General features: G+C 57.9%; 22 protein-coding genes and 4 tRNA genes. All 26 read right to left on the reverse strand.

Annotated features, from left to right (window positions below; genetic code table 11):
• Positions 1–2: 2 nt before the first annotated feature.
• The gene (gene rpsS / locus NGM28_RS23200; protein WP_003255482.1) at positions 3–278 is read right to left on the reverse strand and encodes a 30S ribosomal protein S19; all 276 of its coding nucleotides are present in this window, start codon (positions 276–278) and stop codon (positions 3–5) included.
• Positions 279–294: 16 nt separating this feature from the next.
• On the reverse strand, positions 295–1,119 hold the full coding sequence (gene rplB / locus NGM28_RS23205; protein ID WP_252091657.1) for a 50S ribosomal protein L2: 825 nt from the start codon (positions 1,117–1,119) through the stop codon (positions 295–297).
• A 14-nt stretch (positions 1,120–1,133) separates the two neighbouring features.
• Positions 1,134–1,433: a 50S ribosomal protein L23 gene (gene rplW / locus NGM28_RS23210; RefSeq protein ID WP_003255484.1), complete on the reverse strand. Its 300-nt coding sequence runs from the start codon at positions 1,431–1,433 to the stop codon at positions 1,134–1,136.
• On the reverse strand, positions 1,430–2,032 hold the full coding sequence (rplD, locus tag NGM28_RS23215) for a 50S ribosomal protein L4 (RefSeq protein WP_008089819.1): 603 nt from the start codon (positions 2,030–2,032) through the stop codon (positions 1,430–1,432). The genes rplW and rplD overlap by 4 nt, the downstream gene beginning before the upstream one ends.
• A 12-nt stretch (positions 2,033–2,044) precedes the next feature.
• On the reverse strand, positions 2,045–2,680 hold the full coding sequence (gene rplC / locus NGM28_RS23220) for a 50S ribosomal protein L3 (protein ID WP_011531887.1): 636 nt from the start codon (positions 2,678–2,680) through the stop codon (positions 2,045–2,047).
• A gap of 80 nt (positions 2,681–2,760) precedes the next feature.
• Positions 2,761–3,072, reverse strand: coding sequence for a 30S ribosomal protein S10 (gene rpsJ, locus NGM28_RS23225; RefSeq protein ID WP_003186070.1), 312 nt, complete (start codon positions 3,070–3,072; stop codon positions 2,761–2,763).
• Positions 3,073–3,213: 141 nt separating this feature from the next.
• The gene (tuf, locus tag NGM28_RS23230) at positions 3,214–4,407 is read right to left on the reverse strand and encodes an elongation factor Tu (protein ID WP_010951775.1); all 1,194 of its coding nucleotides are present in this window, start codon (positions 4,405–4,407) and stop codon (positions 3,214–3,216) included.
• Between the two features lie 27 nt (positions 4,408–4,434).
• Complete coding sequence (gene fusA / locus NGM28_RS23235; protein WP_252091659.1) at positions 4,435–6,582, reverse strand: elongation factor G; 2,148 nt, start codon at positions 6,580–6,582, stop codon at positions 4,435–4,437.
• A gap of 30 nt (positions 6,583–6,612) precedes the next feature.
• The gene (rpsG, locus tag NGM28_RS23240; RefSeq protein ID WP_003246741.1) at positions 6,613–7,083 is read right to left on the reverse strand and encodes a 30S ribosomal protein S7; all 471 of its coding nucleotides are present in this window, start codon (positions 7,081–7,083) and stop codon (positions 6,613–6,615) included.
• 106 nt (positions 7,084–7,189) lie between these two features.
• Complete coding sequence (gene rpsL, locus NGM28_RS23245) at positions 7,190–7,561, reverse strand: 30S ribosomal protein S12 (protein ID WP_003255492.1); 372 nt, start codon at positions 7,559–7,561, stop codon at positions 7,190–7,192.
• Positions 7,562–7,772: 211 nt separating this feature from the next.
• Positions 7,773–11,972: a DNA-directed RNA polymerase subunit beta' gene (gene rpoC, locus NGM28_RS23250; RefSeq protein WP_011531885.1), complete on the reverse strand. Its 4,200-nt coding sequence runs from the start codon at positions 11,970–11,972 to the stop codon at positions 7,773–7,775.
• Positions 11,973–12,036: 64 nt separating this feature from the next.
• Complete coding sequence (gene rpoB / locus NGM28_RS23255) at positions 12,037–16,110, reverse strand: DNA-directed RNA polymerase subunit beta (protein WP_213659330.1); 4,074 nt, start codon at positions 16,108–16,110, stop codon at positions 12,037–12,039.
• Between the two features lie 218 nt (positions 16,111–16,328).
• Complete coding sequence (rplL, locus tag NGM28_RS23260; RefSeq protein ID WP_011531883.1) at positions 16,329–16,697, reverse strand: 50S ribosomal protein L7/L12; 369 nt, start codon at positions 16,695–16,697, stop codon at positions 16,329–16,331.
• 78 nt (positions 16,698–16,775) lie between these two features.
• Positions 16,776–17,276, reverse strand: a complete 501-nt coding sequence (gene rplJ / locus NGM28_RS23265) for a 50S ribosomal protein L10 (RefSeq protein WP_003257082.1) — start codon at positions 17,274–17,276, stop codon at positions 16,776–16,778.
• A 199-nt stretch (positions 17,277–17,475) separates the two neighbouring features.
• On the reverse strand, positions 17,476–18,171 hold the full coding sequence (gene rplA / locus NGM28_RS23270) for a 50S ribosomal protein L1 (protein WP_011531882.1): 696 nt from the start codon (positions 18,169–18,171) through the stop codon (positions 17,476–17,478).
• Positions 18,171–18,602, reverse strand: coding sequence for a 50S ribosomal protein L11 (gene rplK, locus NGM28_RS23275; protein WP_011531881.1), 432 nt, complete (start codon positions 18,600–18,602; stop codon positions 18,171–18,173). The genes rplA and rplK overlap by 1 nt, the downstream gene beginning before the upstream one ends.
• A 119-nt stretch (positions 18,603–18,721) precedes the next feature.
• Positions 18,722–19,255: a transcription termination/antitermination protein NusG gene (nusG, locus tag NGM28_RS23280; protein WP_011531880.1), complete on the reverse strand. Its 534-nt coding sequence runs from the start codon at positions 19,253–19,255 to the stop codon at positions 18,722–18,724.
• 9 nt (positions 19,256–19,264) lie between these two features.
• Positions 19,265–19,633: a preprotein translocase subunit SecE gene (gene secE / locus NGM28_RS23285; protein ID WP_011531879.1), complete on the reverse strand. Its 369-nt coding sequence runs from the start codon at positions 19,631–19,633 to the stop codon at positions 19,265–19,267.
• Positions 19,634–19,677: 44 nt separating this feature from the next.
• Positions 19,678–19,753 (reverse strand) — tRNA-Trp (locus NGM28_RS23290).
• 54 nt (positions 19,754–19,807) lie between these two features.
• Positions 19,808–21,001, reverse strand: a complete 1,194-nt coding sequence (gene tuf / locus NGM28_RS23295) for an elongation factor Tu (protein ID WP_010951775.1) — start codon at positions 20,999–21,001, stop codon at positions 19,808–19,810.
• Between the two features lie 79 nt (positions 21,002–21,080).
• Positions 21,081–21,156, reverse strand: a tRNA-Thr gene (locus tag NGM28_RS23300).
• 28 nt (positions 21,157–21,184) lie between these two features.
• Positions 21,185–21,258: transfer RNA gene (locus NGM28_RS23305), tRNA-Gly, on the reverse strand.
• Positions 21,259–21,282: 24 nt separating this feature from the next.
• Positions 21,283–21,366: transfer RNA gene (locus NGM28_RS23310), tRNA-Tyr, on the reverse strand.
• Between the two features lie 152 nt (positions 21,367–21,518).
• Positions 21,519–21,944 (reverse strand): hypothetical protein, encoded by a 426-nt coding sequence (locus NGM28_RS23315; protein ID WP_240066748.1) that lies wholly within the window; start codon positions 21,942–21,944, stop codon positions 21,519–21,521.
• Positions 21,945–21,951: 7 nt separating this feature from the next.
• Positions 21,952–22,701, reverse strand: coding sequence for a pantothenate kinase (locus tag NGM28_RS23320; protein WP_240066749.1), 750 nt, complete (start codon positions 22,699–22,701; stop codon positions 21,952–21,954).
• Positions 22,691–23,650 (reverse strand): bifunctional biotin--[acetyl-CoA-carboxylase] ligase/biotin operon repressor BirA, encoded by a 960-nt coding sequence (birA, locus tag NGM28_RS23325; protein WP_240066750.1) that lies wholly within the window; start codon positions 23,648–23,650, stop codon positions 22,691–22,693. Before birA ends, NGM28_RS23320 begins: the two co-directional genes overlap by 11 nt.
• Positions 23,651–23,746 lie beyond the last annotated feature (96 nt).

The raw sequence follows: 23,746 nt of genomic DNA on the forward strand, positions 1-23,746 counted from the left end.
CCTTAACGCTTGGCTTTCTTGTCAGCCACGTGCCCGCGGTAGGTGCGGGTACCGGCGAACTCGCCCAGTTTGTGGCCGACCATGTCTTCGTTCACGAGAACGGGGACGTGTTGGCGACCGTTGTGTACCGCGATGGTCAGACCGACCATTTGTGGCAGGATCATCGAACGGCGCGACCAGGTTTTAACTGGCTTGCGATCGTTCTTCTCCACCGCCACTTCGACCTTCTTCAACAGGTGAAGATCGATAAAAGGACCTTTTTTCAGAGAACGTGGCACTGTCGTATCCCTCTAGTTACTTGCGACGACGGACGATCATGTTGTCGGTACGCTTATTACCGCGGGTTTTAGCACCCTTGGTTGGGAAGCCCCATGGCGATACCGGATGACGACCACCGGAGGTACGACCTTCACCACCACCATGCGGGTGGTCAACCGGGTTCATGGCAACACCACGAACGGTTGGGCGAACGCCGCGCCAGCGTTTGGCACCAGCTTTACCCAGCGAACGCAGGCTGTGCTCGGAGTTCGAGACTTCGCCCAGGGTCGCACGGCACTCAGCCAGTACTTTACGCATTTCGCCAGAGCGAAGACGCAGAGTCACGTAGACGCCTTCACGCGCGATCAGCTGAGCGGAAGCACCAGCGGAACGAGCGATCTGAGCACCTTTACCCGGCTTCAGTTCGATGCCGTGAACGGTGCTACCTACTGGGATGTTGCGCAGTTGCAGGGAGTTACCGGCCTTGATTGGGGCCAGTGAACCTGCGATCAGCTGATCGCCAGCGCTCACGCCTTTAGGGGCGATGATGTAGCGACGCTCACCGTCTGCGTAGCACAGCAGGGCGATGTGAGCAGTACGGTTCGGGTCGTATTCGATACGCTCGACAGTGGCTGGGATGCCATCTTTGTCGTTGCGACGGAAGTCGACCAGACGGTAATGCTGCTTATGACCACCACCAACGTGACGAGTGGTGATGCGGCCATTGTTGTTACGACCACCAGACTTCGATTTTTTCTCGATCAGCGGTGCGTGAGGAGCGCCTTTGTGCAGCTCCTTGTTGACCACCTTGACCACAAAACGGCGGCCAGGGGAAGTCGGTTTGCATTTAACGATTGCCATGATGCACCCCTTCCTTACTCAGCACTGCTGCTGAAATCGAGATCTTGGCCTGGCTGAAGGGAGACGATCGCCTTCTTCCAGTCATTACGCTTGCCCAGACCACGTGCGGTACGCTTGGTTTTACCCAGAACGTTAACAGTCGACACGTTTTCAACTTTTACGTTGAACAGGCCTTCGACAGCTTTCTTGATTTCCAGCTTGGTTGCATCGGTAGCAACCTTGAATACGAACTGGCCTTTTTTCTCAGCCAGAACGGTAGCCTTCTCGGAAACGTGCGGGCCAAGGAGGACTTTGAATACGCGTTCCTGGTTCATCCCAGCAGCTCCTCGAATTTCTTCACGGCCGAGACAGTGATCAACACTTTCTCGTATGCGATCAGACTGACCGGGTCGGAACCTTGAACGTCACGTACGTCGACGTGCGGCAGGTTGCGAGCAGCCAGGTACAGGTTCTGATCAACAGCGTCGGAAACGATCAGAACGTCGTTCAGACCCATGCCGTTCAGCTTGTTCAGCAGATCCTTGGTTTTCGGTGCTTCAACAGCGAAGTCCTGAACCACGACCAGACGGTCGCTACGCACCAGCTCGGCGAGGATGGAGCGCAGGGCTGCGCGGTACATCTTCTTGTTGAGCTTCTGCGAGTGATCTTGAGGACGAGCTGCGAAGGTTACACCACCGCCACGCCAGATCGGACCACGGGTAGTACCGGCACGAGCGCGGCCAGTACCTTTCTGACGCCATGGGCGCTTACCGCCACCAGCCACGTCGGAACGGGTCTTCTGCTGCTTGGTGCCCTGACGACCGCCAGCCATGTAGGCTACGACTGCCTGGTGAACCAGCGTCTCGTTGAATTCGCCACCGAAAGTCAGTTCGGAAACTTCGATCGCCTGAGCGTCATTTACATTAAGTTGCATGTCAGTTTCCCCTTACCCGCGAGCCTTGACAGCCGGACGCACGACCACGTCGCCGCCAGTAGCGCCTGGAACGGCACCCTTGATCAGCAGCAGGTTGCGTTCAGCGTCTACGCGTACTACTTCCAGGGACTGAACAGTCACGCGCTCGGCGCCCATGTGACCGGACATTTTCTTGCCCTTGAATACACGACCAGGAGTCTGGCACTGGCCGATGGAGCCAGGAACGCGGTGCGATACGGAGTTACCGTGGGTGTTATCCTGACCACGGAAGTTCCAACGCTTGATGGTACCGGCGAAGCCTTTACCTTTGGACTGACCGGTTACGTCTACCAGCTGGCCTGCAGTGAAGAGTTCAGCTTTGATCAGATCGCCAGCCTGGAAATCGCCTTCTTCAAGACGGAACTCCCAGACACCGCGACCAGCGGCAACGTTGGCCTTGGCAAAGTGGCCTGCCTGAGCGGCGGTCACGCGCGAAGCACGACGCTCGCCGACAGTGACTTGCACTGCACGGTAGCCATCAGTTTCTTCGGTTTTGAACTGGGTGACGCGATTCGGCTCGATCTCGATGACCGTGACCGGAATGGAGACACCTTCTTCGGTGAAAATACGGGTCATACCCGCTTTTCGACCGACTACACCAATAGTCATGTTGTAAACCTCATGAGTGTACGGGGCTTTCACCCGCTATGGCCGCCCATTTCAGAGCGTTACACGACCAGACCGAAGTCTTAGCCGAGGCTGATCTGCACTTCCACGCCGGCCGCCAGATCAAGCTTCATCAGCGCGTCAACGGTTTTATCCGTTGGCTGGACGATGTCCAGAACACGCTTATGAGTGCGAATCTCGTACTGGTCACGCGCGTCTTTGTTGACGTGCGGGGAGACCAGAACGGTGAAACGCTCTTTGCGGGTAGGCAGTGGAATTGGACCACGCACTTGTGCACCAGTACGTTTCGCGGTTTCCACGATTTCCTGGGTGGATTGGTCGATCAGGCGATGGTCGAAAGCCTTCAACCTGATACGGATTTGCTGATTTTGCATTGGATTTCAGACTCCAGGCTGTTCCCAACGGACGCACTACGCCCGCTAAAAGGAGGCGTGATTCTATAGACGCCCCAATTTAGTGTCAACCCAATAAAAAAAGCCCCCGCTGAGCGGGGGCTTTTTCAATCGGTCGAGTAATTACTCGATGATTTTGGCTACGACGCCGGCGCCGACGGTACGACCGCCTTCACGGATGGCGAAGCGCAGACCGTCTTCCATTGCGATGGTCTTGATCAGGGTGACAGTCATTTGAATGTTGTCACCTGGCATTACCATCTCAACGCCTTCCGGCAGTTCGCAGTTACCGGTCACGTCAGTGGTACGGAAGTAGAACTGAGGACGGTAGCCTTTGAAGAACGGAGTGTGACGGCCGCCTTCTTCCTTCGACAGGACGTAGACTTCTGCGGTGAACTTGGTGTGCGGCTTGACCGAACCTGGCTTGACCAGAACCTGGCCACGCTCAACGTCGTCACGCTTGGTACCACGCAGCAGGACGCCGCAGTTCTCGCCAGCACGACCTTCGTCCAGCAGCTTGCGGAACATCTCAACGCCGGTGCAGGTGGTGGTGGTGGTGTCACGCAGACCAACGATTTCCAGCGGATCTTGAACGCGGACGATACCACGCTCGATACGGCCGGTAACAACGGTACCACGACCCGAGATCGAGAATACGTCTTCGATTGGCATCAGGAACGGCTGGTCGATGGCACGAACTGGCTCAGGGATGTAGGCATCCAGAGTTTCTACCAGCTTCTTGACAGCGGTAGTACCCATTTCGTTGTCGTCTTTGCCTTCCAGGGCCATACGAGCCGAACCGATGATGATCGGGGTGTCGTCGCCTGGGAAGTCGTAGGTGGACAGCAGGTCGCGAACTTCCATCTCGACCAGTTCCAGCAGCTCAGCGTCGTCTACCAGGTCAGCCTTGTTCAGGAAGACCACGATGTACGGAACGCCAACCTGACGGGACAGCAGGATGTGCTCACGGGTTTGTGGCATCGGACCATCGGCGGCCGAGCAAACCAGGATCGCGCCGTCCATCTGGGCAGCACCGGTGATCATGTTCTTCACGTAGTCAGCGTGACCTGGGCAGTCAACGTGAGCGTAGTGACGAATGTTCGAGTTGTACTCGACGTGAGCGGTGTTGATGGTGATACCGCGCGCTTTTTCTTCTGGAGCCGAGTCGATCTTGTCGAACTCAACGACGGCCGAACCGAAAACTTCGGAGCAGACGCGAGTCAGAGCTGCGGTCAGAGTGGTCTTACCGTGGTCAACGTGGCCGATAGTGCCGACGTTAACGTGGGGAAGGGAACGATCAAATTTTTCTTTAGCCACGACAGTGAACCTCTTGCCTAAAGGGGATTAGCCTTGTTTTTTAACGAGTGCTTCGACGATGTTCGACGGAGCTTCGGCGTATTTGGAGAATTCCATGGAGTAGCTTGCGCGACCCTGAGACATGGAACGAACGTCGGTTGCGTAACCGAACATTTCTCCGAGCGGCACCTCAGCAGTGATTACCTTGCCGGACACCGAGTCTTCATTACCCTGGATCATCCCGCGACGACGGCTCAGGTCACCCATCACGTCACCCAGGTAGTCTTCCGGGGTTACAACTTCGACCTTCATGATCGGCTCGAGAACCACGCCGCCGCCCTTGGTGGCCAGCTGCTTGGTTGCCATCGAAGCAGCGATTTTGAACGCCATTTCGTTGGAGTCGACGTCGTGGTACGAACCGTCGAATACCGTAGCCTTCAGGCCGATCAGCGGATAGCCGGCGACAACGCCGTTCTTCATCTGCTCTTCGATACCTTTCTGGATCGGGGCGATGAATTCCTTAGGAATCACGCCACCAACGACTTCGTTGGTGAACACCAGACCTTCGGTGATGTTGCCTTTGTCGTCCTGCTCTGGCTCCGAGAAGCGGATCCAGCAGTGACCGAACTGACCACGACCACCCGACTGACGAACGAATTTGCCTTCGATCTCGACGCCGGACTTGGTGATCTTCTCGCGGTACGAAACCTGCGGCTTGCCGACGTTGCACTCGACGTTGAACTCGCGCTTCATGCGGTCAACGAGGATGTCCAGGTGCAGCTCACCCATACCGGAGATGATGGTCTGGCCGGTTTCTTCGTCGGTCTTGACGCGGAACGACGGGTCTTCCTGGGCCAGCTTGCCCAGTGCGATACCCATCTTCTCCTGGTCAGCCTTGGTCTTCGGCTCTACGGAGAGCGAAATCACCGGCTCAGGGAAGTCCATACGCTCGAGGATGATCGGCTTGTCGGCGTTGCACAGGGTGTCACCGGTGGTGACGTCCTTCATGCCGATCAGAGCAGCGATGTCGCCAGCGCGTACTTCTTTGATCTCTTCACGCTGGTTGGCGTGCATCTGCACCATACGACCAACGCGCTCTTTCTTGCCCTTGACCGAGTTGATGACGGAGTCACCGGAGGTCAGGAAGCCCGAGTAAACGCGCACGAAGGTCAGAGTACCAACGAACGGGTCGGTGGCAATCTTGAACGCCAGGGCCGAGAACGGCTCGTTGTCGTCAGCAGGACGCTCGTCGTACTGCTCTAGGGTGACTTCGTCCTTCGGCACGTCGATCAGGTCAGGGTGGATACCCTTGATCGCCGGGATTTCGGTCGGAGCAGGCAGGAAGTCGATAACGGCGTCGAGAACCAGGGGAACACCCTTGTTCTTGAACGAGGAACCGCAGACAGCAGGAACGATCTCGCTCGCCAGGGTACGGGCGCGCAGACCAGCCTTGATGTCTTCGACGGACAGGTCACCTTCTTCAAGGTACTTGTTCATCAGCTCTTCGTTGGCCTCGGCAGCAGCTTCGACCATGTTGCTGCGCCATTCGTTGGCCAGGTCCACCAGCTCGGCAGGAATCTCTTCCTCGCGGTAGGTGGTGCCCTTGTCGTCATCGTTCCAGTAGATGGCTTTCATCTTGATCAGGTCAACCTGACCCTGGAAGTCATCTTCTGCACCGATAGCCAGCTGGACCGGAACCGGGGTGTGACCCAGACGGTTCTTGATCTGGCCGATAACGCGCAGGAAGTTGGCACCAGCACGGTCCATCTTGTTCACGTAGACAACACGTGGAACGCCGTACTTGTTGGCCTGACGCCATACGGTTTCGGACTGCGGCTCAACGCCGGAGGTACCGCAGAACACAACGACCGCGCCGTCGAGTACGCGCAGCGAACGCTCTACTTCAATGGTGAAGTCAACGTGGCCGGGGGTATCGATGACGTTTACGCGGTAGTTGTCGTACTGACCACGGGAACCTTTCCAGAAGGTGGTAACGGCAGCGGAGGTAATGGTGATACCGCGCTCCTGCTCCTGCACCATCCAGTCGGTGGTCGCGGCGCCGTCGTGCACCTCGCCCATCTTGTGGCTCAGACCTGTGTAGAACAGGATCCGCTCGGTAGTGGTAGTCTTGCCCGCGTCAACGTGCGCGCAGATACCGATGTTACGGTAGCGGTTAATTGCTGTAGTACGAGCCATAAAGCCCTCGCAAAATGATTGATGCTTGAATTAGAAGCGGTAGTGCGAGAACGCTTTGTTGGCTTCAGCCATACGGTGAACGTCTTCACGCTTCTTGACTGCAGCACCCTTGCCTTCAGCAGCATCCAGCAGCTCGCCAGCCAGGCGCAGAGCCATCGACTTCTCGCCGCGCTTGCGGGCGTAGTCTACGAGCCAGCGCATTGCCAGAGCGTTACGACGGGATGGGCGAACTTCAACCGGGACCTGGTAAGTGGCACCGCCGACACGGCGGGACTTTACTTCGACCAGCGGAGCGATGGCGTCGAGAGCTTTCTCGAAGATTTCCAGGGGGTCGCTGTTCTTGCGTGCTTTGACGGTATCCAGGGCACCGTAAACGATGCGCTCGGCTACGGCCTTCTTGCCGCTTTCCATCACGTGGTTCATGAACTTGGCGAGGATCTGGGATCCGTACTTCGGATCGTCAAGGATCTCACGTTTTGCTGCTACACGACGTCTTGGCATGATAAGCCCTCAAACGGTCTTCAGGTTAGCCCGGGACCAGGTCATTCGACCTACGCCCGACCTTACTCTTATCGACTCAAAAAAATGGATGTCTGCAAACGACCGATTACTTCGGACGCTTGGTACCGTACTTCGAACGACCCTGGTTACGGCCTTTGACGCCCGAAGTATCCAGAGAGCCGCGAACGGTGTGGTAACGAACACCTGGCAAGTCTTTTACACGGCCGCCACGGATCAGGACGACGCTGTGCTCTTGCAGGTTGTGGCCTTCACCGCCGATGTACGAGGAAACCTCGAAACCGTTGGTCAGACGCACACGGCATACTTTACGCAGTGCCGAGTTAGGTTTTTTCGGCGTGGTGGTGTACACACGGGTGCACACGCCACGACGCTGCGGGCAGTTCTGCAGCGCAGGAACGTCGGACTTCTCGACCGAACGCTTACGCGGCTGACGTACCAGCTGGTTGATAGTTGCCATCTACTAGCTCCACTGATTGTCTTGCGACTCTATTGTCTTGCAAGAAAGCCAAAAATTGGCGAGACGGAGCCTCACCAAATTTAAGGGTACAAAAGTCTAAAGAGGATCTTGCACCCAGTCAAGACGAGGCCCCGGCCCTCCCCGCCCGATCATCGGCAACAATTCATGTCGCCGATGGTCTTGCGAAGGGTGCCGGGGCCCTGCCCTGCACTTAGTTACCGCTGGAGTTCAGCGCTTCGGTCAGTGCGGCTTCCACCTCACTGGCGCTCACACGCAGCGGCTTGTCGGCATCACGGCGACGCTTGCGCTCGCTGTGGTAGGCCAGACCAGTACCGGCCGGGATCAGACGACCCACGACCACGTTCTCTTTCAGGCCGCGCAGGTAATCGCGCTTGCCGGTTACCGCCGCTTCGGTCAGTACGCGGGTGGTTTCCTGGAAGGAAGCCGCCGAGATGAACGATTCGGTGGACAGCGAGGCCTTGGTGATACCCAGCAGCACACGGGTGTACTTGGAGATGAACTTGTCTTCGGCGGCGAGACGCTCGTTCTCGACCAGCACCTGAGTCAGTTCCATCTGGTCGCCCTTGATGAAGCTGGAATCACCCGACTCGGCGATCTCGACCTTGCGCAGCATCTGACGCAGGATGGTCTCGATGTGCTTGTCGTTGATCTTAACGCCTTGCAGGCGGTAAACGTCCTGGATCTCGTTGACGATGTACTTCGCCAGCGCGCTCACACCCAGCAGGCGCAGGATGTCGTGCGGATCGCTCGGGCCGTCGGAGATAACTTCGCCGCGGTTTACCTGTTCGCCTTCGAAGACGTTCAGGTGGCGCCACTTCGGAATCAGCTCTTCGTACGGATCGCTACCGTCGGTCGGGGTAATGACCAGACGACGCTTGCCCTTGGTCTCCTTACCGAACGCGATGGTGCCGCTGACTTCAGCCAGGATCGAGGCTTCTTTCGGGCGACGCGCTTCGAACAGGTCGGCAACGCGCGGCAGACCACCGGTGATGTCACGGGTCTTCGACGTTTCTTGCGGGATACGCGCGATAACGTCACCGACGCCGATCTGGGCACCGTCAGCCACACCGACGAGGGCGTTGGCCGGCAGGAAGTACTGGGCCGGTACGTCGGTACCTGGCAGGTACAGGTCCTTGCCATTGGCGTCGACCATCTTGATCGCAGGACGGATTTCCTTGCCTGCGGCAGGGCGATCCTTGACGTCCATCACTTCAATGTTGGTCAGGCCGGTCAGTTCGTCGGTCTGGCGCTTGATGGTGATGTTCTCTTCCATGCCCACGAAGGTCACGGTACCTTTCAGCTCGGTAACGATCGGGTGGGTGTGCGGGTCCCACTTGGCGACGATGGCGCCAGCTTCGACCTTCTCACCTTCCTTGACCGAAATCACCGCACCGTAAGGCAGCTTGTAGCGCTCACGCTCACGGCCGAATTCGTCGGCAATGGCCAGCTCGCCGGAACGCGATACGGCAACCAGGTTGCCGTCGGCGCGCACGACCTGCTTCAGGTTGTGCAGACGCACCATGCCGCCATTCTTCACCTGGACGCTGTCGGCAGCCGAGGTACGGCTCGCAGCACCACCGATGTGGAACGTACGCATGGTCAGCTGGGTACCCGGCTCACCGATCGACTGTGCAGCGATAACGCCGACAGCTTCACCGATGTTCACCTGGTGACCGCGAGCCAGGTCACGACCGTAGCACTTGGCGCAGATGCCGTAGCGAGTTTCGCAGTTGATCGGCGAACGCACGATCACTTCGTCGATGCTGTTCAGCTCGATGAACTCGACCCACTGCTCGTCGACCAGGGTGCCGGCCGGAACGATGACGTCCTCGGTGCCTGGCTTGAACACGTCACGGGCGATGACACGGCCCAGTACACGCTCACCCAGCGGCTCGACAACGTCGCCGCCTTCGATGTGCGGGGTCATCAACAGACCCTGCTCGGTGCCACAGTCGATCTCGGTCACGACCAGATCCTGGGCAACGTCTACCAGACGGCGAGTCAGGTAACCGGAGTTCGCGGTCTTCAACGCGGTATCCGCCAGACCCTTACGAGCACCGTGGGTCGAGATGAAGTACTGCAGTACGCTCAGACCTTCACGGAAGTTCGCGGTGATCGGCGTCTCGATGATCGAGCCGTCCGGCTTGGCCATCAGGCCACGCATACCGGCCAGCTGACGGATCTGGGCCGCCGAACCACGAGCACCGGAGTCGGCCATCATGTACATCGAGTTGAAGGACTCTTGCTCGACTTCGTCGCCATTGCGGTCGATGACCTTCTCTTTCGAGAGGTTGGCCATCATCGCCTTGGAGACTTCGTCGTTCGCCTTGGACCACAAGTCGATGACCTTGTTGTACTTCTCGCCCTGGGTTACCAGGCCGGAGGCGTACTGGCTCTCGATTTCCTTCACTTCGTCGGTAGCGGTACCGATGATGCGGGCTTTCTCGTCCGGGATAACGAAGTCGTTAACACCGATCGAAACGCCGGAAATGGTCGAGTAGGCAAAACCGGTGTACATCAACTGGTCAGCGAAGATCACGGTCTCTTTCAGACCAACCACGCGGTAGCACTGGTTGATCAGCTTGGAGATCGCCTTTTTCTTCATCGGCTGGTTGACCACATCGTACGGCAGGCCTGCCGGTACAACCTGGAACAGCAACGCGCGGCCGACAGTGGTGTCGACGATGCGGGTGTTCTTGGTGATGCTGCCATCGCGATCTTTCACGGTCTCGTTGATACGAACCTTGATTTTCGCGTGCAGGGCGGCTTCGCCGGCGCGGAATACGCGGTCGACTTCCTGCAAGTCGGCGAATACGCGACCTTCGCCCTTGGCATTGATGGCTTCACGGGTCATGTAGTACAGACCCAGTACAACGTCCTGCGACGGAACGATGATTGGCTCACCGTTGGCTGGCGACAGGATGTTGTTGGTCGACATCATCAGCGCGCGCGCTTCCAGCTGGGCTTCCAGCGTCAGCGGCACGTGAACGGCCATCTGGTCACCGTCGAAGTCGGCGTTGTACGCGGCGCAGACCAGCGGGTGCAGCTGGATGGCCTTGCCTTCGATCAGAACCGGCTCGAACGCCTGGATACCCAGACGGTGCAGGGTCGGTGCACGGTTGAGCAGCACGGGGTGTTCGCGAATCACTTCAGCGAGAACGTCCCACACCTCTGGCAGCTCGCGCTCGACCATCTTCTTGGCAGCCTTGATGGTGGTCGCCAGACCACGCATTTCCAGCTTGCCGAAAATGAACGGCTTGAACAGCTCGAGGGCCATTTTCTTCGGAAGGCCGCACTGGTGCAGACGCAGGGTCGGGCCTACGGTAATTACCGAACGGCCGGAGTAGTCCACGCGCTTACCGAGCAAGTTCTGACGGAAGCGACCTTGCTTACCTTTGATCATGTCGGCCAGGGACTTCAGCGGACGCTTGTTCGAGCCAGTGATGGCGCGACCGCGACGGCCGTTGTCGAGCAGGGCGTCGACCGCTTCCTGCAACATGCGCTTTTCGTTGCGCACGATGATGTCCGGCGCCGACAGATCGAGCAGGCGCTTCAGACGATTGTTACGGTTGATCACCCGACGATACAGGTCGTTCAGGTCGGAGGTCGCGAAGCGGCCACCATCCAGCGGTACCAGCGGACGCAGGTCCGGCGGCAGTACTGGCAGGACGGTCAGGACCATCCACTCAGGCAGGTTGCCCGAGCCCTGGAAAGCTTCCATCAGCTTCAGGCGCTTGGACAGCTTCTTGATCTTGGTTTCCGAGTTGGTCTGCGGAATTTCTTCGCGCAGGCGGCCGATCTCGTGCTCCAGGTCGATAGCATGCAGCAGCTCGCGGACAGCCTCGGCACCCATGCGGGCGTCGAAGTCGTCACCGAACTCTTCCAGCGCTTCGAAGTACTGCTCGTCGTTCAGCAGCTGACCCTTCTCGAGGGTGGTCATGCCCGGGTCGATAACAACGTAGCTCTCGAAGTAGAGCACGCGCTCGATATCACGCAGGGTCATGTCCATCAGCAGGCCGATACGGGACGGCAGCGACTTCAGGAACCAGATGTGGGCAACCGGCGAGGCCAGTTCGATGTGCGCCATGCGCTCACGACGAACCTTGGCCAGGGCGACTTCAACGCCGCACTTCTCACAGATCACACCACGGTGCTTCAGGCGCTTGTACTTACCGCACAGGCACTCGTAGTCCTTGACTGGGCCAAAGATCTTGGCGCAGAACAGGCCGTCACGCTCAGGCTTGAACGTACGGTAGTTGATGGTTTCCGGCTTTTTGACTTCACCGAACGACCACGAACGGATCATTTCAGGCGACGCCAGACCGATGCGGATGGCGTCGAACTCTTCGACTTGACCCTGGTTTTTCAGCAAATTCAGTAGGTCTTTCAAGGCCTTTCCTCCTGGCGGAGCAGGGAGCGGGCATTACCTGCCCCACTCCCCTTCGCGTCACGTGTTATTCGGTTTCCAGATCGATATCGATACCGAGCGAACGGATCTCTTTGATCAACACGTTGAAGGACTCGGGCATGCCCGGCTCCATACGGTGATCGCCATCCACGATGTTCTTGTACATCTTGGTACGGCCGTTCACGTCGTCCGACTTCACTGTGAGCATTTCTTGCAGGGTGTATGCCGCGCCGTATGCTTCCAGCGCCCACACTTCCATCTCCCCGAAACGCTGACCACCGAACTGCGCCTTACCACCCAGCGGCTGCTGGGTAACCAGGCTGTAGGAACCAGTGGAACGCGCGTGCATCTTGTCGTCCACCAAGTGGTTCAGCTTGAGCATGTACATGTAACCAACGGTCACAGAACGCTCGAACTTGTTGCCGGTACGGCCGTCGAACAGCTGCATCTGGCCGCTTTCCGGCAGGTCTGCCAGCTTCAGCATGGCCTTGATCTCACGCTCCTTGGCACCATCGAAGACTGGAGTGGCCATAGGCACGCCTTTCTTCAGGTTGTTTGCCAGGGCCATGATCTCTTCGTCGGTGAACTCTTCCAGGTTCTCCTGACGACCACCGATCTCGTTGTAGATCTCGGTGAGGAAGGTACGCAGTTCGGCGGCCTTGCGCTGCTCTTCGATCATGCGGTCGATCTTCTCGCCCAGACCCTTGGCCGCGAGGCCCAGGTGGGTTTCGAGGATCTGACCGACGTTCATACGCGAAGGTACGCCCAGCGGGTTCAGTACGACGTCGACCGGAGTACCGTTGGCGTCGTGCGGCATGTCTTCGACCGGCATGATCACCGAGACGACACCCTTGTTACCGTGACGACCAGCCATCTTGTCACCCGGCTGGATGCGACGGCGGATAGCCAGGTAGACCTTGACGATCTTCAGTACGCCCGGTGCCAGGTCATCGCCCTGCTGCAGCTTGCGCTTCTTGTCTTCGAACTTGTCGTCCAGCAGGCGACGGCGATCGACGATGTACTGCTGAGCCTTTTCCAGCTGCTCGTTCAGCGCATCTTCGGCCATGCGCAGTTTGAACCACTGGCCGTGCTCCAGACCGTTCAGCACGTCGTCAGTGATCACGGTGCCTTTCTTCAGGCCCGCGCCACCGTCGACCACCTGGCCGTTCAGGGCGGAACGCAGACGCTCGAAGGTTGCGCCTTCGACGATGCGGAACTCTTCGTTGAGGTCCTTGCGGATCTCGTCCAGCTGCATCTTCTCGATGGCCAGGGCGCGGCTATCGCGCTCCACGCCATCACGGGTGAAGACCTGTACGTCGATGACGGTGCCCTTGGTACCGGTCGGTACACGCAGGGAGGTGTCTTTGACGTCGCTGGCCTTCTCACCGAAGATCGCGCGCAGCAGTTTTTCTTCCGGAGTCAGCTGGGTCTCGCCTTTCGGAGTGACCTTACCAACCAGGATGTCGCCAGCGCCGACTTCGGCGCCCACGTAGACGATACCGGCTTCGTCCAGCTTGTTCAGCGCAGCCTCACCCACGTTCGGGATGTCCGCGGTGATTTCTTCTGGGCCAAGCTTGGTGTCACGAGCCACACAGGTCAGTTCCTGGATGTGGATCGTGGTGAAGCGGTCTTCCTGGACCACACGCTCGGACAGGCAGATGGAGTCTTCGAAGTTGAAGCCGTTCCACGCCATGAACGCGATGCGCATGTTCTGGCCCAGTGCCAGCTCACCCATGTCGGTGGACGGACCGTCAGCCATGATGTCGCCACGCGCGACCACATCACCTTTGCTCACCAGCGGACGCTGGTTGATGCAGGTGTTCTGGTTCGAACGGGTGTACTTGGTGAGGTTGTAGATATCCACACCGGCTTCACCGGTCTCGACTTCGTCGTCAGCTACGCGCACAACGATACGGCTGGCGTCGACCGAGTCGATCACGCCACCGCGGCGAGCAACCACGCAGACACCGGAGTCACGGGCAACGTTGCGCTCCATGCCGGTACCGACCAGCGGCTTGTCAGCGCGCAGGGTTGGTACAGCCTGACGCTGCATGTTCGAACCCATCAACGCACGGTTGGCGTCGTCGTGCTCGAGGAACGGAATCAGCGACGCCGCGACCGAAACTACCTGCTTCGGCGAAACGTCCATCAGGGTGACGTCTTCCGGCGCCTTGACGGTGAATTCGTTCAGGTGACGAACGGCTACCAGTTCGTCGATCAGCTGCTTCTTCTCGTTCATTGCGGCCGAAGCCTGTGCAATGACGTGATCCGCTTCTTCGATCGCCGACAGGAACACGATGTCGTCGCTGACCACACCCTCTTTCACCACGCGGTACGGGCTTTCCAGGAAGCCGTACTGGTTGGTGCGGGCATAAGCGGCCAGGGAGTTGATCAGACCGATGTTCGGACCTTCCGGCGTTTCGATCGGGCACACGCGGCCGTAGTGGGTCGGGTGTACGTCACGGACTTCGAAGCCTGCGCGCTCACGGGTCAGACCACCAGGGCCGAGCGCGGAGACACGGCGCTTGTGGGTGATCTCGGAGAGCGGGTTGTTCTGGTCCATGAACTGCGAGAGCTGGCTGGAGCCGAAGAACTCTTTCACCGCTGCCGCTACCGGCTTGGCGTTGATCAGGTCCTGAGGCATCAGGCCTTCGCTTTCGGCCATCGACAGACGCTCTTTGACCGCGCGCTCTACACGCACCAGGCCAACGCGGAACTGGTTCTCGGCCATCTCGCCGACGCAACGGACGCGACGGTTACCCAGGTGGTCGATGTCGTCGACAATGCCTTTGCCGTTACGGATATCGACCAGGGTCTTCAGGACCTCGACGATGTCTTCCTTGCTCAGCACGCCCGAACCTTCGATTTCGGTACGACCGATACGACGGTTGAACTTCATGCGGCCGACGGCAGACAGGTCGTAACGCTCGGCGCTGAAGAACAGGTTGTTGAACAGGGTTTCGGCGGCGTCCTTGGTTGGCGGCTCGCCAGGACGCATCATGCGGTAGATCTCGACCAGCGCTTCCAGTTGGTTGCTGGTGGTGTCGATCTTCAGGGTGTCCGAAATGAACGGACCGCAATCGATGTCGTTGGTGTACAGCGTCTCGATGCGAACAACCTGGGCCTTGGCGATCTTGACCAGCAGGTCGGTGGTCAGCTCGGTGTTGCATTCGGCCAGGATCTCGCCGGTAGCCGGGTGCACGATCGCCTTGGCGGTAGTGCGGCCCAGTACGTACTCAAGCGGAACGTCCAGCTCTTTCACGCCAGCCTTTTCCAGCTGGTTGATGTGGCGCGCGGTGATACGGCGGCCCTGCTCGACGATGACCTTGCCGCTGCCGTCATGAATGTCCATGACCGCGACTTCACCACGCAGGCGCTGTGGCACCAGTTCCAGGCTGAGTTTCTCGCCGGACAGGTGGAACACGTTGGTGGTGTAGAAGGTGTTGAGTACTTCTTCGGTGCTGTAACCCAGGGCACGCAGCAGTACCGAGGCCGGCAGTTTGCGGCGACGGTCGATACGCACGAACACGCAGTCCTTCGGGTCGAACTCGAAGTCCAGCCAGGAACCGCGGTAAGGGATGATGCGCGCGGAGTACAGCAGCTTGCCGGAGCTGTGGGTCTTGCCACGGTCGTGGTCGAAGAACACACCCGGCGAACGGTGCAGCTGAGATACGATTACACGCTCGGTACCGTTGATAACGAAGGTACCGTTTTCAGTCATCAGGGGGATTTCACCCATGTAGACTTCTTGCTCTTTGATGTCCTTGATCGCTTTGTTCGACGATTCCTTGTCGAAGATGATCAGGCGCACCTTCACCCGCAGCGGGACCGCGAAGGTCACACCGCGCAGGACACATTCCTTCACATCGAAGGCCGGCTCGCCCAGGCGATAGCCGACGTACTCCAGGGCAGCATTGCCGGAGTAGCTGATGATCGGGAATACCGATTTGAAGGCCGCATGCAGACCGACGTCGCGGAACTGATCCTTGGATGCTCCCGCCTGCAGGAATTCGCGATACGAATCCAGCTGGATGGCCAGGAGGTAAGGCACATCCATGACGTCCGGCAACTTGCTAAAGTCCTTGCGGATACGTTTTTTCTCAGTGTATGAGTAAGCCATCAGCATTCCCCAGCTTGGTCACCTGCTTGTTTGGCATCTCCCGGCGGGAGCAGCCAGAAAATCGTGCAAACCCCTTGGTTTGCGCCACCGTCTTGGTGGTTGCCGCTCGTTATCGGGGCCGACCTGATCGGCCACCAATAACGGAAAAAGGCCGGTGGCATAAGCCACCAGCCATCAGCCCTTCGCTCAACGCTCGGACTGGAGTCGCAAAGTCGAAATTACTTCAGCTCGACTTTAGCGCCTGCTTCTTCCAGCTTCTTCTTCGCGTCTTCAGCGGCTTCTTTCGAAACGCCTTCAGCGATAACCTGAGGAGCGCCGTCGACTTTCTCTTTGGCTTCTTTCAGGCCCAGACCGGTCAGTTCACGAACTGCCTTGATCACGTTGACCTTCTTGTCGCCAGCTTCGGTCAGAACGACGTTGAACTCGGTTTGCTCTTCAGCAGCAGCAGCGGCAACAGCTGGGCCAGCGGCAACAGCGGCAGCAGCGGTAACGCCGAAGGTTTCTTCCATCGCTTTGATCAGCTCAACAATTTCCAGAACGGTTTTCTGGCCGATTGCTTCGATGATTTGCTCGTTAGTCAGAGACATGACTTAAATCCTGTATTGGGGTGACAGCCTACGCAGCCATCAAATTAAACATATGATTTTGAAAGGGTTGCGCGTGCCTTAGGCAGCAGCAGCTTCTTTCTGGTCGCGCAGAGCTGCCAGAGTGCGAGCCAGCTTGCTGGTTGCACCTTGGATTACGCTCATCAGCTGTGCGATAGCCTCGTCGCGAGTTGGCAGGGTTGCCAGCACGTCGATCTGGTTAGCGGCAAGGAACTTGCCGTCAAACGCAGCTGCCTTGATCTCGAACTTGTCCTGACCCTTGGCGAACTCTTTGAACAGACGAGCAGCAGCGCCCGGGTGTTCGTTGGAGAAAGCAATCAGGGTCGGGCCTTTGAACGCGTCGTTGAGGATCGAGAATTCGGTGCCTTCAACAGCGCGCTTGAGCAGGGTGTTACGTACGACACGTACGTAAACGCCAGCCTCGCGGGCCTCTTTACGGAGTCCGGTCATTGCGCCTACAGTCACACCACGGGCATCGGCCACGACAGCGGACAGAGCGACTTTGGCAGCCTCGTTGACTTCAGCGACGATGGCCTTCTTGTCTTCGAGTTTAATTGCCACGGGTTTACTCCTGGTTTCTACCGTTTCATCTGGCCGGAGCCAGATGTCGTTTTGGTGTCTGATTCGCGAACGAATCGGGAGCACCATCTGCGTAGGCTTGAGGTTTAAGGCTTGCGCCGCCTACGGTCTTGGATAGCCCCCGCCAGGCAGGGACCCCAATTTTCAGCAGCCGGTGCGACCAGGTCGCACCGGCCGAGCATTACACGTTCAGCGAGCTCTGATCGATGATCAGACCTGGGCCCATGGTGGTGCTCAGGGTAACGCGCTTGACGTAGATACCTTTCGAGGAAGCTGGCTTGATACGCTTCAGATCAGCGATCAGGGCTTCAACGTTTTCCTTCAGCTTGCCGGCCTCGAAGCCAACCTTGCCAACGGAGGTGTGGATGATACCGTTCTTGTCGGTACGGTAGCGAACCTGACCAGCCTTGGCGTTTTTCACGGCAGTGGCTACGTCTGGAGTAACAGTACCGACTTTCGGGTTAGGCATCAGGCCGCGAGGACCCAGAACCTGACCCAGCTGACCGACAACGCGCATGGCATCAGGCGATGCGATGACGACGTCATAGTTCAGGTCGCCGCCTTTCATTTCGGCAGCCAGATCGTCCATACCTACACGGTCAGCGCCGGCAGCCAGAGCGGCTTCAGCAGCTGGACCCTGGGTGAAGACGGCAACACGTACGGTCTTGCCAGTGCCGTGTGGCAGCACGGTAGCGCTACGAACGACCTGGTCGGATTTACGCGGGTCAACACCGAGGTTAACGGCGATGTCGTAGGATTCTACGAACTTGGCAGTCGGCAGCGAAGCCAGCAGGGTTGCAGCTTCTTCGAAGTTGTAGGCCTTGCCTGCTTCGATTTTCTCGGCGATTGCCTTTTGACGCTTGGTCAGCTTAGCCATTACACACCCTCCACGTTCAGGCCCATGCTGCGGGCAGAGCCAGCGATGGTGCGTACAGCTGCGTCCAGGTCAGCGGCGGTCAGGTCAGCCTGCTTAGCCTTGGCGATATCTTCCAGCTGAGCACGGGTAACGGTACCGACCTTGACAGTGTTCGGGCGAGCCGAACCGCTGGTCAGGCCAGCAGCTTTCTTCAGCAGAACCGAGGCAGGGGTGCTCTTGGTTTCGAAGGTGAAGCTACGGTCACTGTAGACAGTGATGATCACTGGAGTCGGCAGACCTGGCTCTTGACCCTGAGTACGGGCGTTGAAGGCCTTGCAGAATTCCATGATGTTCACACCGTGTTGACCCAGTGCTGGACCAACGGGTGGGCTTGGGTTGGCCTGGCCGGCCTTTACTTGCAGCTTGATGTAAGCCTGAATCTTCTTAGCCATGAGCTACTCCAAAATCGGGTACGAACGCCAGATGGCTCCCCGGATGACTTGCGTTTTATCCCAGTGACGACAAAACCCCGCAGCACATAGGGCTGCGGGGTATGGGATGCTGCGTTCCGCTAGACCTTCTCGACCTGGCTGAACTCGAGCTCCACCGGAGTAGAGCGACCGAAAATGAGCACTGCAACCTGCAGACGGCTCTTCTCGTAGTTAACTTCTTCGACGCTACCATTAAAGTCAGCGAAGGGACCGTCAATGACGCGAACCACTTCACCCGGCTCGAACAGCGTCTTCGGCTTCGGCTTGTCACTGCCGTCGGCTACGCGACGCAGGATGGCCTCAGCTTCTTTATCAGTGATAGGCGCAGGCTTGTCCGCGGTACCACCAATGAAACCCATGACCCGAGGGGTATCCTTGACAAGGTGCCAAGTCCCTTCGTTCATTTCCATCTGGACCAATACATAGCCAGGGAAGAATTTGCGCTCGCTCTTGCGCTTCTGGCCATTGCGCATCTCGACGACTTCTTCGGTCGGGACCAGGATCTCGCCGAACTCGTCTTCCATGCCAGCCAGCTTGACACGCTCGATCAGGGAGCGCATGACATGCTTCTCGTAACCCGAGTAAGCATGAACAACATACCAACGCTTAGCCACGAGACACCCTTAGCCAACGATCAAGGAGACCAACCAGCCGAGCAGGGAGTCGAGCCCCCACAGCAGCAGCGCCATAACCAGGACTACAGCCACGACAATCAGCGTGGTCTGAGTGGTTTCTTGGCGAGTTGGCCACACGACTTTACGAATCTCGGTACGAGCTTCCTTCGCCAGCGCAAAGAACGACTTGCCTTTGGCGGTCTGCAGGGCAACAAAGCCAGCGACTGCAGCCAAAGCGAGCAGGACGAGTACGCGGTACAGGATCGGGGAGGCGGAGTAATACTGATTACCCACAACACCTACGACTACCAATGCAACAACAGCCAGCCACTTGAACAGATCAAAACGCGATTCTTGGGCTTCAGTTTTGGGAGTCATCAAGGAGGATCCTGTGAGAAGAAAGCCAATCACACCGAGGTGAATGGCAGGTCAGGAGGGAATCGAACCCCCAACCTACGGTTTTGGAGACCGTCGCTCTGCCAATTGAGCTACTGACCTATAACACTGTATCAGGCCGGCCATTATACCGGCCCGATCATTTAAATCAACTACTTATTCAATAATTTTTGCCACGACACCGGCGCCGACGGTACGACCGCCTTCACGGATAGCGAAGCGCAGACCGTCTTCCATCGCGATGGTCTTGATCAGGGTGACAGTCATCTGAATGTTGTCACCTGGCATTACCATTTCAACGCCTTCCGGCAGCTCGCAGTTACCGGTCACGTCAGTGGTACGGAAGTAGAACTGAGGACGGTAGCCTTTGAAGAACGGAGTGTGACGGCCGCCTTCTTCCTTCGACAGGACGTAGACTTCTGCGGTGAACTTGGTGTGCGGCTTGACCGAACCTGGCTTGACCAGAACCTGGCCACGCTCAACGTCGTCACGCTTGGTACCACGCAGCAGGACGCCGCAGTTCTCGCCAGCACGACCTTCGTCCAGCAGCTTGCGGAACATCTCAACGCCGGTGCAGGTGGTGGTGGTGGTGTCACGCAGACCAACGATTTCCAGCGGATCTTGAACGCGGACGATACCACGCTCGATACGGCCGGTAACAACGGTACCACGACCCGAGATCGAGAATACGTCTTCGATTGGCATCAGGAACGGCTGGTCGATGGCACGAACTGGCTCAGGGATGTAGGCATCCAGAGTTTCTACCAGCTTCTTGACAGCGGTAGTACCCATTTCGTTGTCGTCTTTGCCTTCCAGGGCCATACGAGCCGAACCGATGATGATCGGGGTGTCGTCGCCTGGGAAGTCGTAGGTGGACAGCAGGTCGCGAACTTCCATCTCGACCAGTTCCAGCAGCTCAGCGTCGTCTACCAGGTCAGCCTTGTTCAGGAAGACCACGATGTACGGAACGCCAACCTGACGGGACAGCAGGATGTGCTCACGGGTTTGTGGCATCGGACCATCGGCGGCCGAGCAAACCAGGATCGCGCCGTCCATCTGGGCAGCACCGGTGATCATGTTCTTCACGTAGTCAGCGTGACCTGGGCAGTCAACGTGAGCGTAGTGACGAATGTTCGAGTTGTACTCGACGTGAGCGGTGTTGATGGTGATACCGCGTGCTTTTTCTTCTGGAGCCGAGTCGATCTTGTCGAACTCAACGACGGCCGAACCGAAAACTTCGGAGCAGACGCGAGTCAGCGCTGCAGTCAGAGTGGTCTTACCGTGGTCAACGTGGCCGATAGTGCCGACGTTAACGTGAGGTAGGGAACGATCAAACTTTTCCTTAGCCATCGATACAATCCTCCGCAGAAGAAATAGATATACCGCTGATAAAACAAAGGCAGATATTTTCATATCTGCCTTGTTTATATGGAGCTCTTGAGCGGATTTGAACCGCTGACCTCACCCTTACCAAGGGTGTGCTCTACCAACTGAGCTACAAGAGCGAAACACTTTGCGCAACAACTGCAAACTTGGAGCGGGTAGCGGGAATCGAACCCGCATCATCAGCTTGGAAGGCTGAGGTTCTACCACTAAACTATACCCGCGGAGCTTGCGGCTCTCGCTGAAACTGGTGGAGGGAGAAGGATTCGAACCTTCGAAGCTCTCGCAACGGATTTACAGTCCGTCCCCTTTGACCGCTCGGGAATCCCTCCAGATGTGGCCGGCATTCTACTTGGCTGCCGCCCTAGCGTCAAGCTTTTTTTCAAATTTTTTCAATCAAATCTGAAGCTTAGCTACTTTGACACTGCCTCCAGCTCTACCACCTCAGTGGTGTTCCCTGTGAAGCGGGCGCCATTCTATCAAGCTATTCAGCAGTTGCAATACCCTCGCACAAAATAATTTTGTGTTTTAAGTCTTTGAAATCCTTGGAAAGAGTCGCCAGTACAGCCTGGTCCAGCAAACGCTCGCTCTCCGGCGCGACTTTGAGCCAGAAACCTTCGGCACCAGGCAGCTGGCCAGCAAGCGGTTGCGCGGAAATATCCAGGCTCAACAAGCGCTGGCGCAGCATATCCAGTTGCTCACGAGCAGGCACACCCCCCACGACCAGGCACTCATCGCGACGGCGGGGCGACGCCGCAGTACCGGTCTCACGCAGCAGGCGTATCTCCTGCTGAGAGCCCTTGTACAAAGACAGCGGGGCGACCTCCTTGGCCTTCAAAGGAGCTTCCTGCTGATGCCAGACGTAATAAAAGACGTTCAACACAACCAACAGCAGAAACAACCAGCGCATAGTCACCTCAATTCAACGGGCAGGCGATGGCCAAGCCGACAAATACCAGGTCCGGGACAATTCGCGCCTCGGGTACAGCCTCGCGGACCAGGGGCGCATCACCTCCAGTCAGGAAGACAGTAAAACCTTCCCCCAGAAGCGCACCTGCTTGTTCCATCTGTGTACGCGCAAAGCCCTGGAGCATCAATACACAACCACGCTCTACCGCCTCGACCGTCGAGCGGCCTGGCTCAAGGCTGTTCAGCGCGCGCTCAGCGGAAGCATCGTCATAGCGAATGCGGCGGGTATGAGTGCGCAACTGGCTGCGCATCAAGGGCATGCCGGGGCAGATGTACCCTCCCAGGTGCTCACCATCCGCAGCAACGAAGTCAGCCTTGGCCGCAGTGCCAAAATCAATGACCAGGCAGGCCCCTTTCGCCAGGTGATAGGCACCCAGAGCGCCAAGCCAACGATCCATGCCCAGGCGCTGGTAATCCTCATAGCCATTACGGACTCCGGCCATTTCTCTTACTGGCTGCGCCACGCACACCTCTATAGAGAAAGCACCCTGGAGCAATGCGCACAAAGATGATGTCTCCTCCTCGCTGCGCACACTGACCATTCGGCAACCGGTGAGACGCAATGCCGGTAACGAGGCAACCGCAGCCAGCAGCGCCTGGTCGGAGTCGACGACCCCCCCTCCGGCAATAGCAGCATCTGCGATATGGATGACACGCCACTTTATAAAGCTGTTTCCACAGTCGAGCTCAAGAATCATCACGCAACCTCAGGCTGAGCTCACCACCGCTGTAGCTCTTTTCCACACCATCGACATCAAGGCGCAGTCCACCCTGACCGTCCACTCCAAGCACCACGCCGTCGATCCGGGTATTTCCTGCCACGAGCGAGACTTTCCGCCCCTGCCATAGGTGCGCCTGCTCCCACTCCTCCTGGAATGCCGCAAAACCATACCGACGATGACGAGCCAGCTCATGTTGCAGCTGCTGAGTAAGCAAAGCGACCAGATGATTACGATCGATCACCTTGCCGGTCTGCGTCCGCATCGATGACCAGGCCTGATCGACCTGGTCATTGTGCTGCATGTTGACATTGATACCGATTCCCAACACCACGTGACAGACATCTGCAGGATCGCCGACCAGCTCGAGCAGGATTCCGGTGATCTTCTTTCCACCGGCCAGCACATCATTGGGCCACTTGAGCCCTACATCTTGAAGCCCAAAGGCTTGCAGCGTACGCATGACAGCCAAGCCGACGACCAGACTCAGCCCTTCCAACTGACGCATGCCACCTTCGACGCGCAGCACCACACTGTAATAGAGGTTTTCCGCGAAGGGGCTGACCCACTGCCGACCACGGCGCCCACGCCCGGCAGACTGACGCTCGGCCAGCACTACGAACGGCGCGCTTTGCTCGGCAGCAGCAAGCCGCAACCCCTCTGCGTTGGTCGAGTCGATATCCTGGTGTATGAACAGTGGCCACTGCTCCCCTTGCGAAAAGCCGACGATTGCCTGCTCTTCCAGCAAGTTCAGCGGAGAAGCCAGTTGATAGCCACGCCCACGAACCTTGTGAACGGTCAGGTTAAGATCGCTCTCGAGGTGCTGTAGCTGCTTCCATACGGCACTGCGACTCACTCCGAGGGCAGCCCCCAGAGCCTCGCCAGAATGGAACCGGCCATCCTTGAGGAGATTCAACAACTTCAGCATGCCAGTCTCGATTTTGAATAAGGCTGGCATGATAGCCATGGGTAGTAGGCTTGCATAGGAAAAGGGGCCTATCGGACTACCCTGTTGGAGCCGGCG

The sequence above is a fragment of the Pseudomonas sp. MWU13-3659 genome, assembly GCF_023757525.1.
Taxonomy (GTDB): Bacteria; Pseudomonadota; Gammaproteobacteria; order Pseudomonadales; family Pseudomonadaceae; genus Aquipseudomonas; species Aquipseudomonas entomophila_E.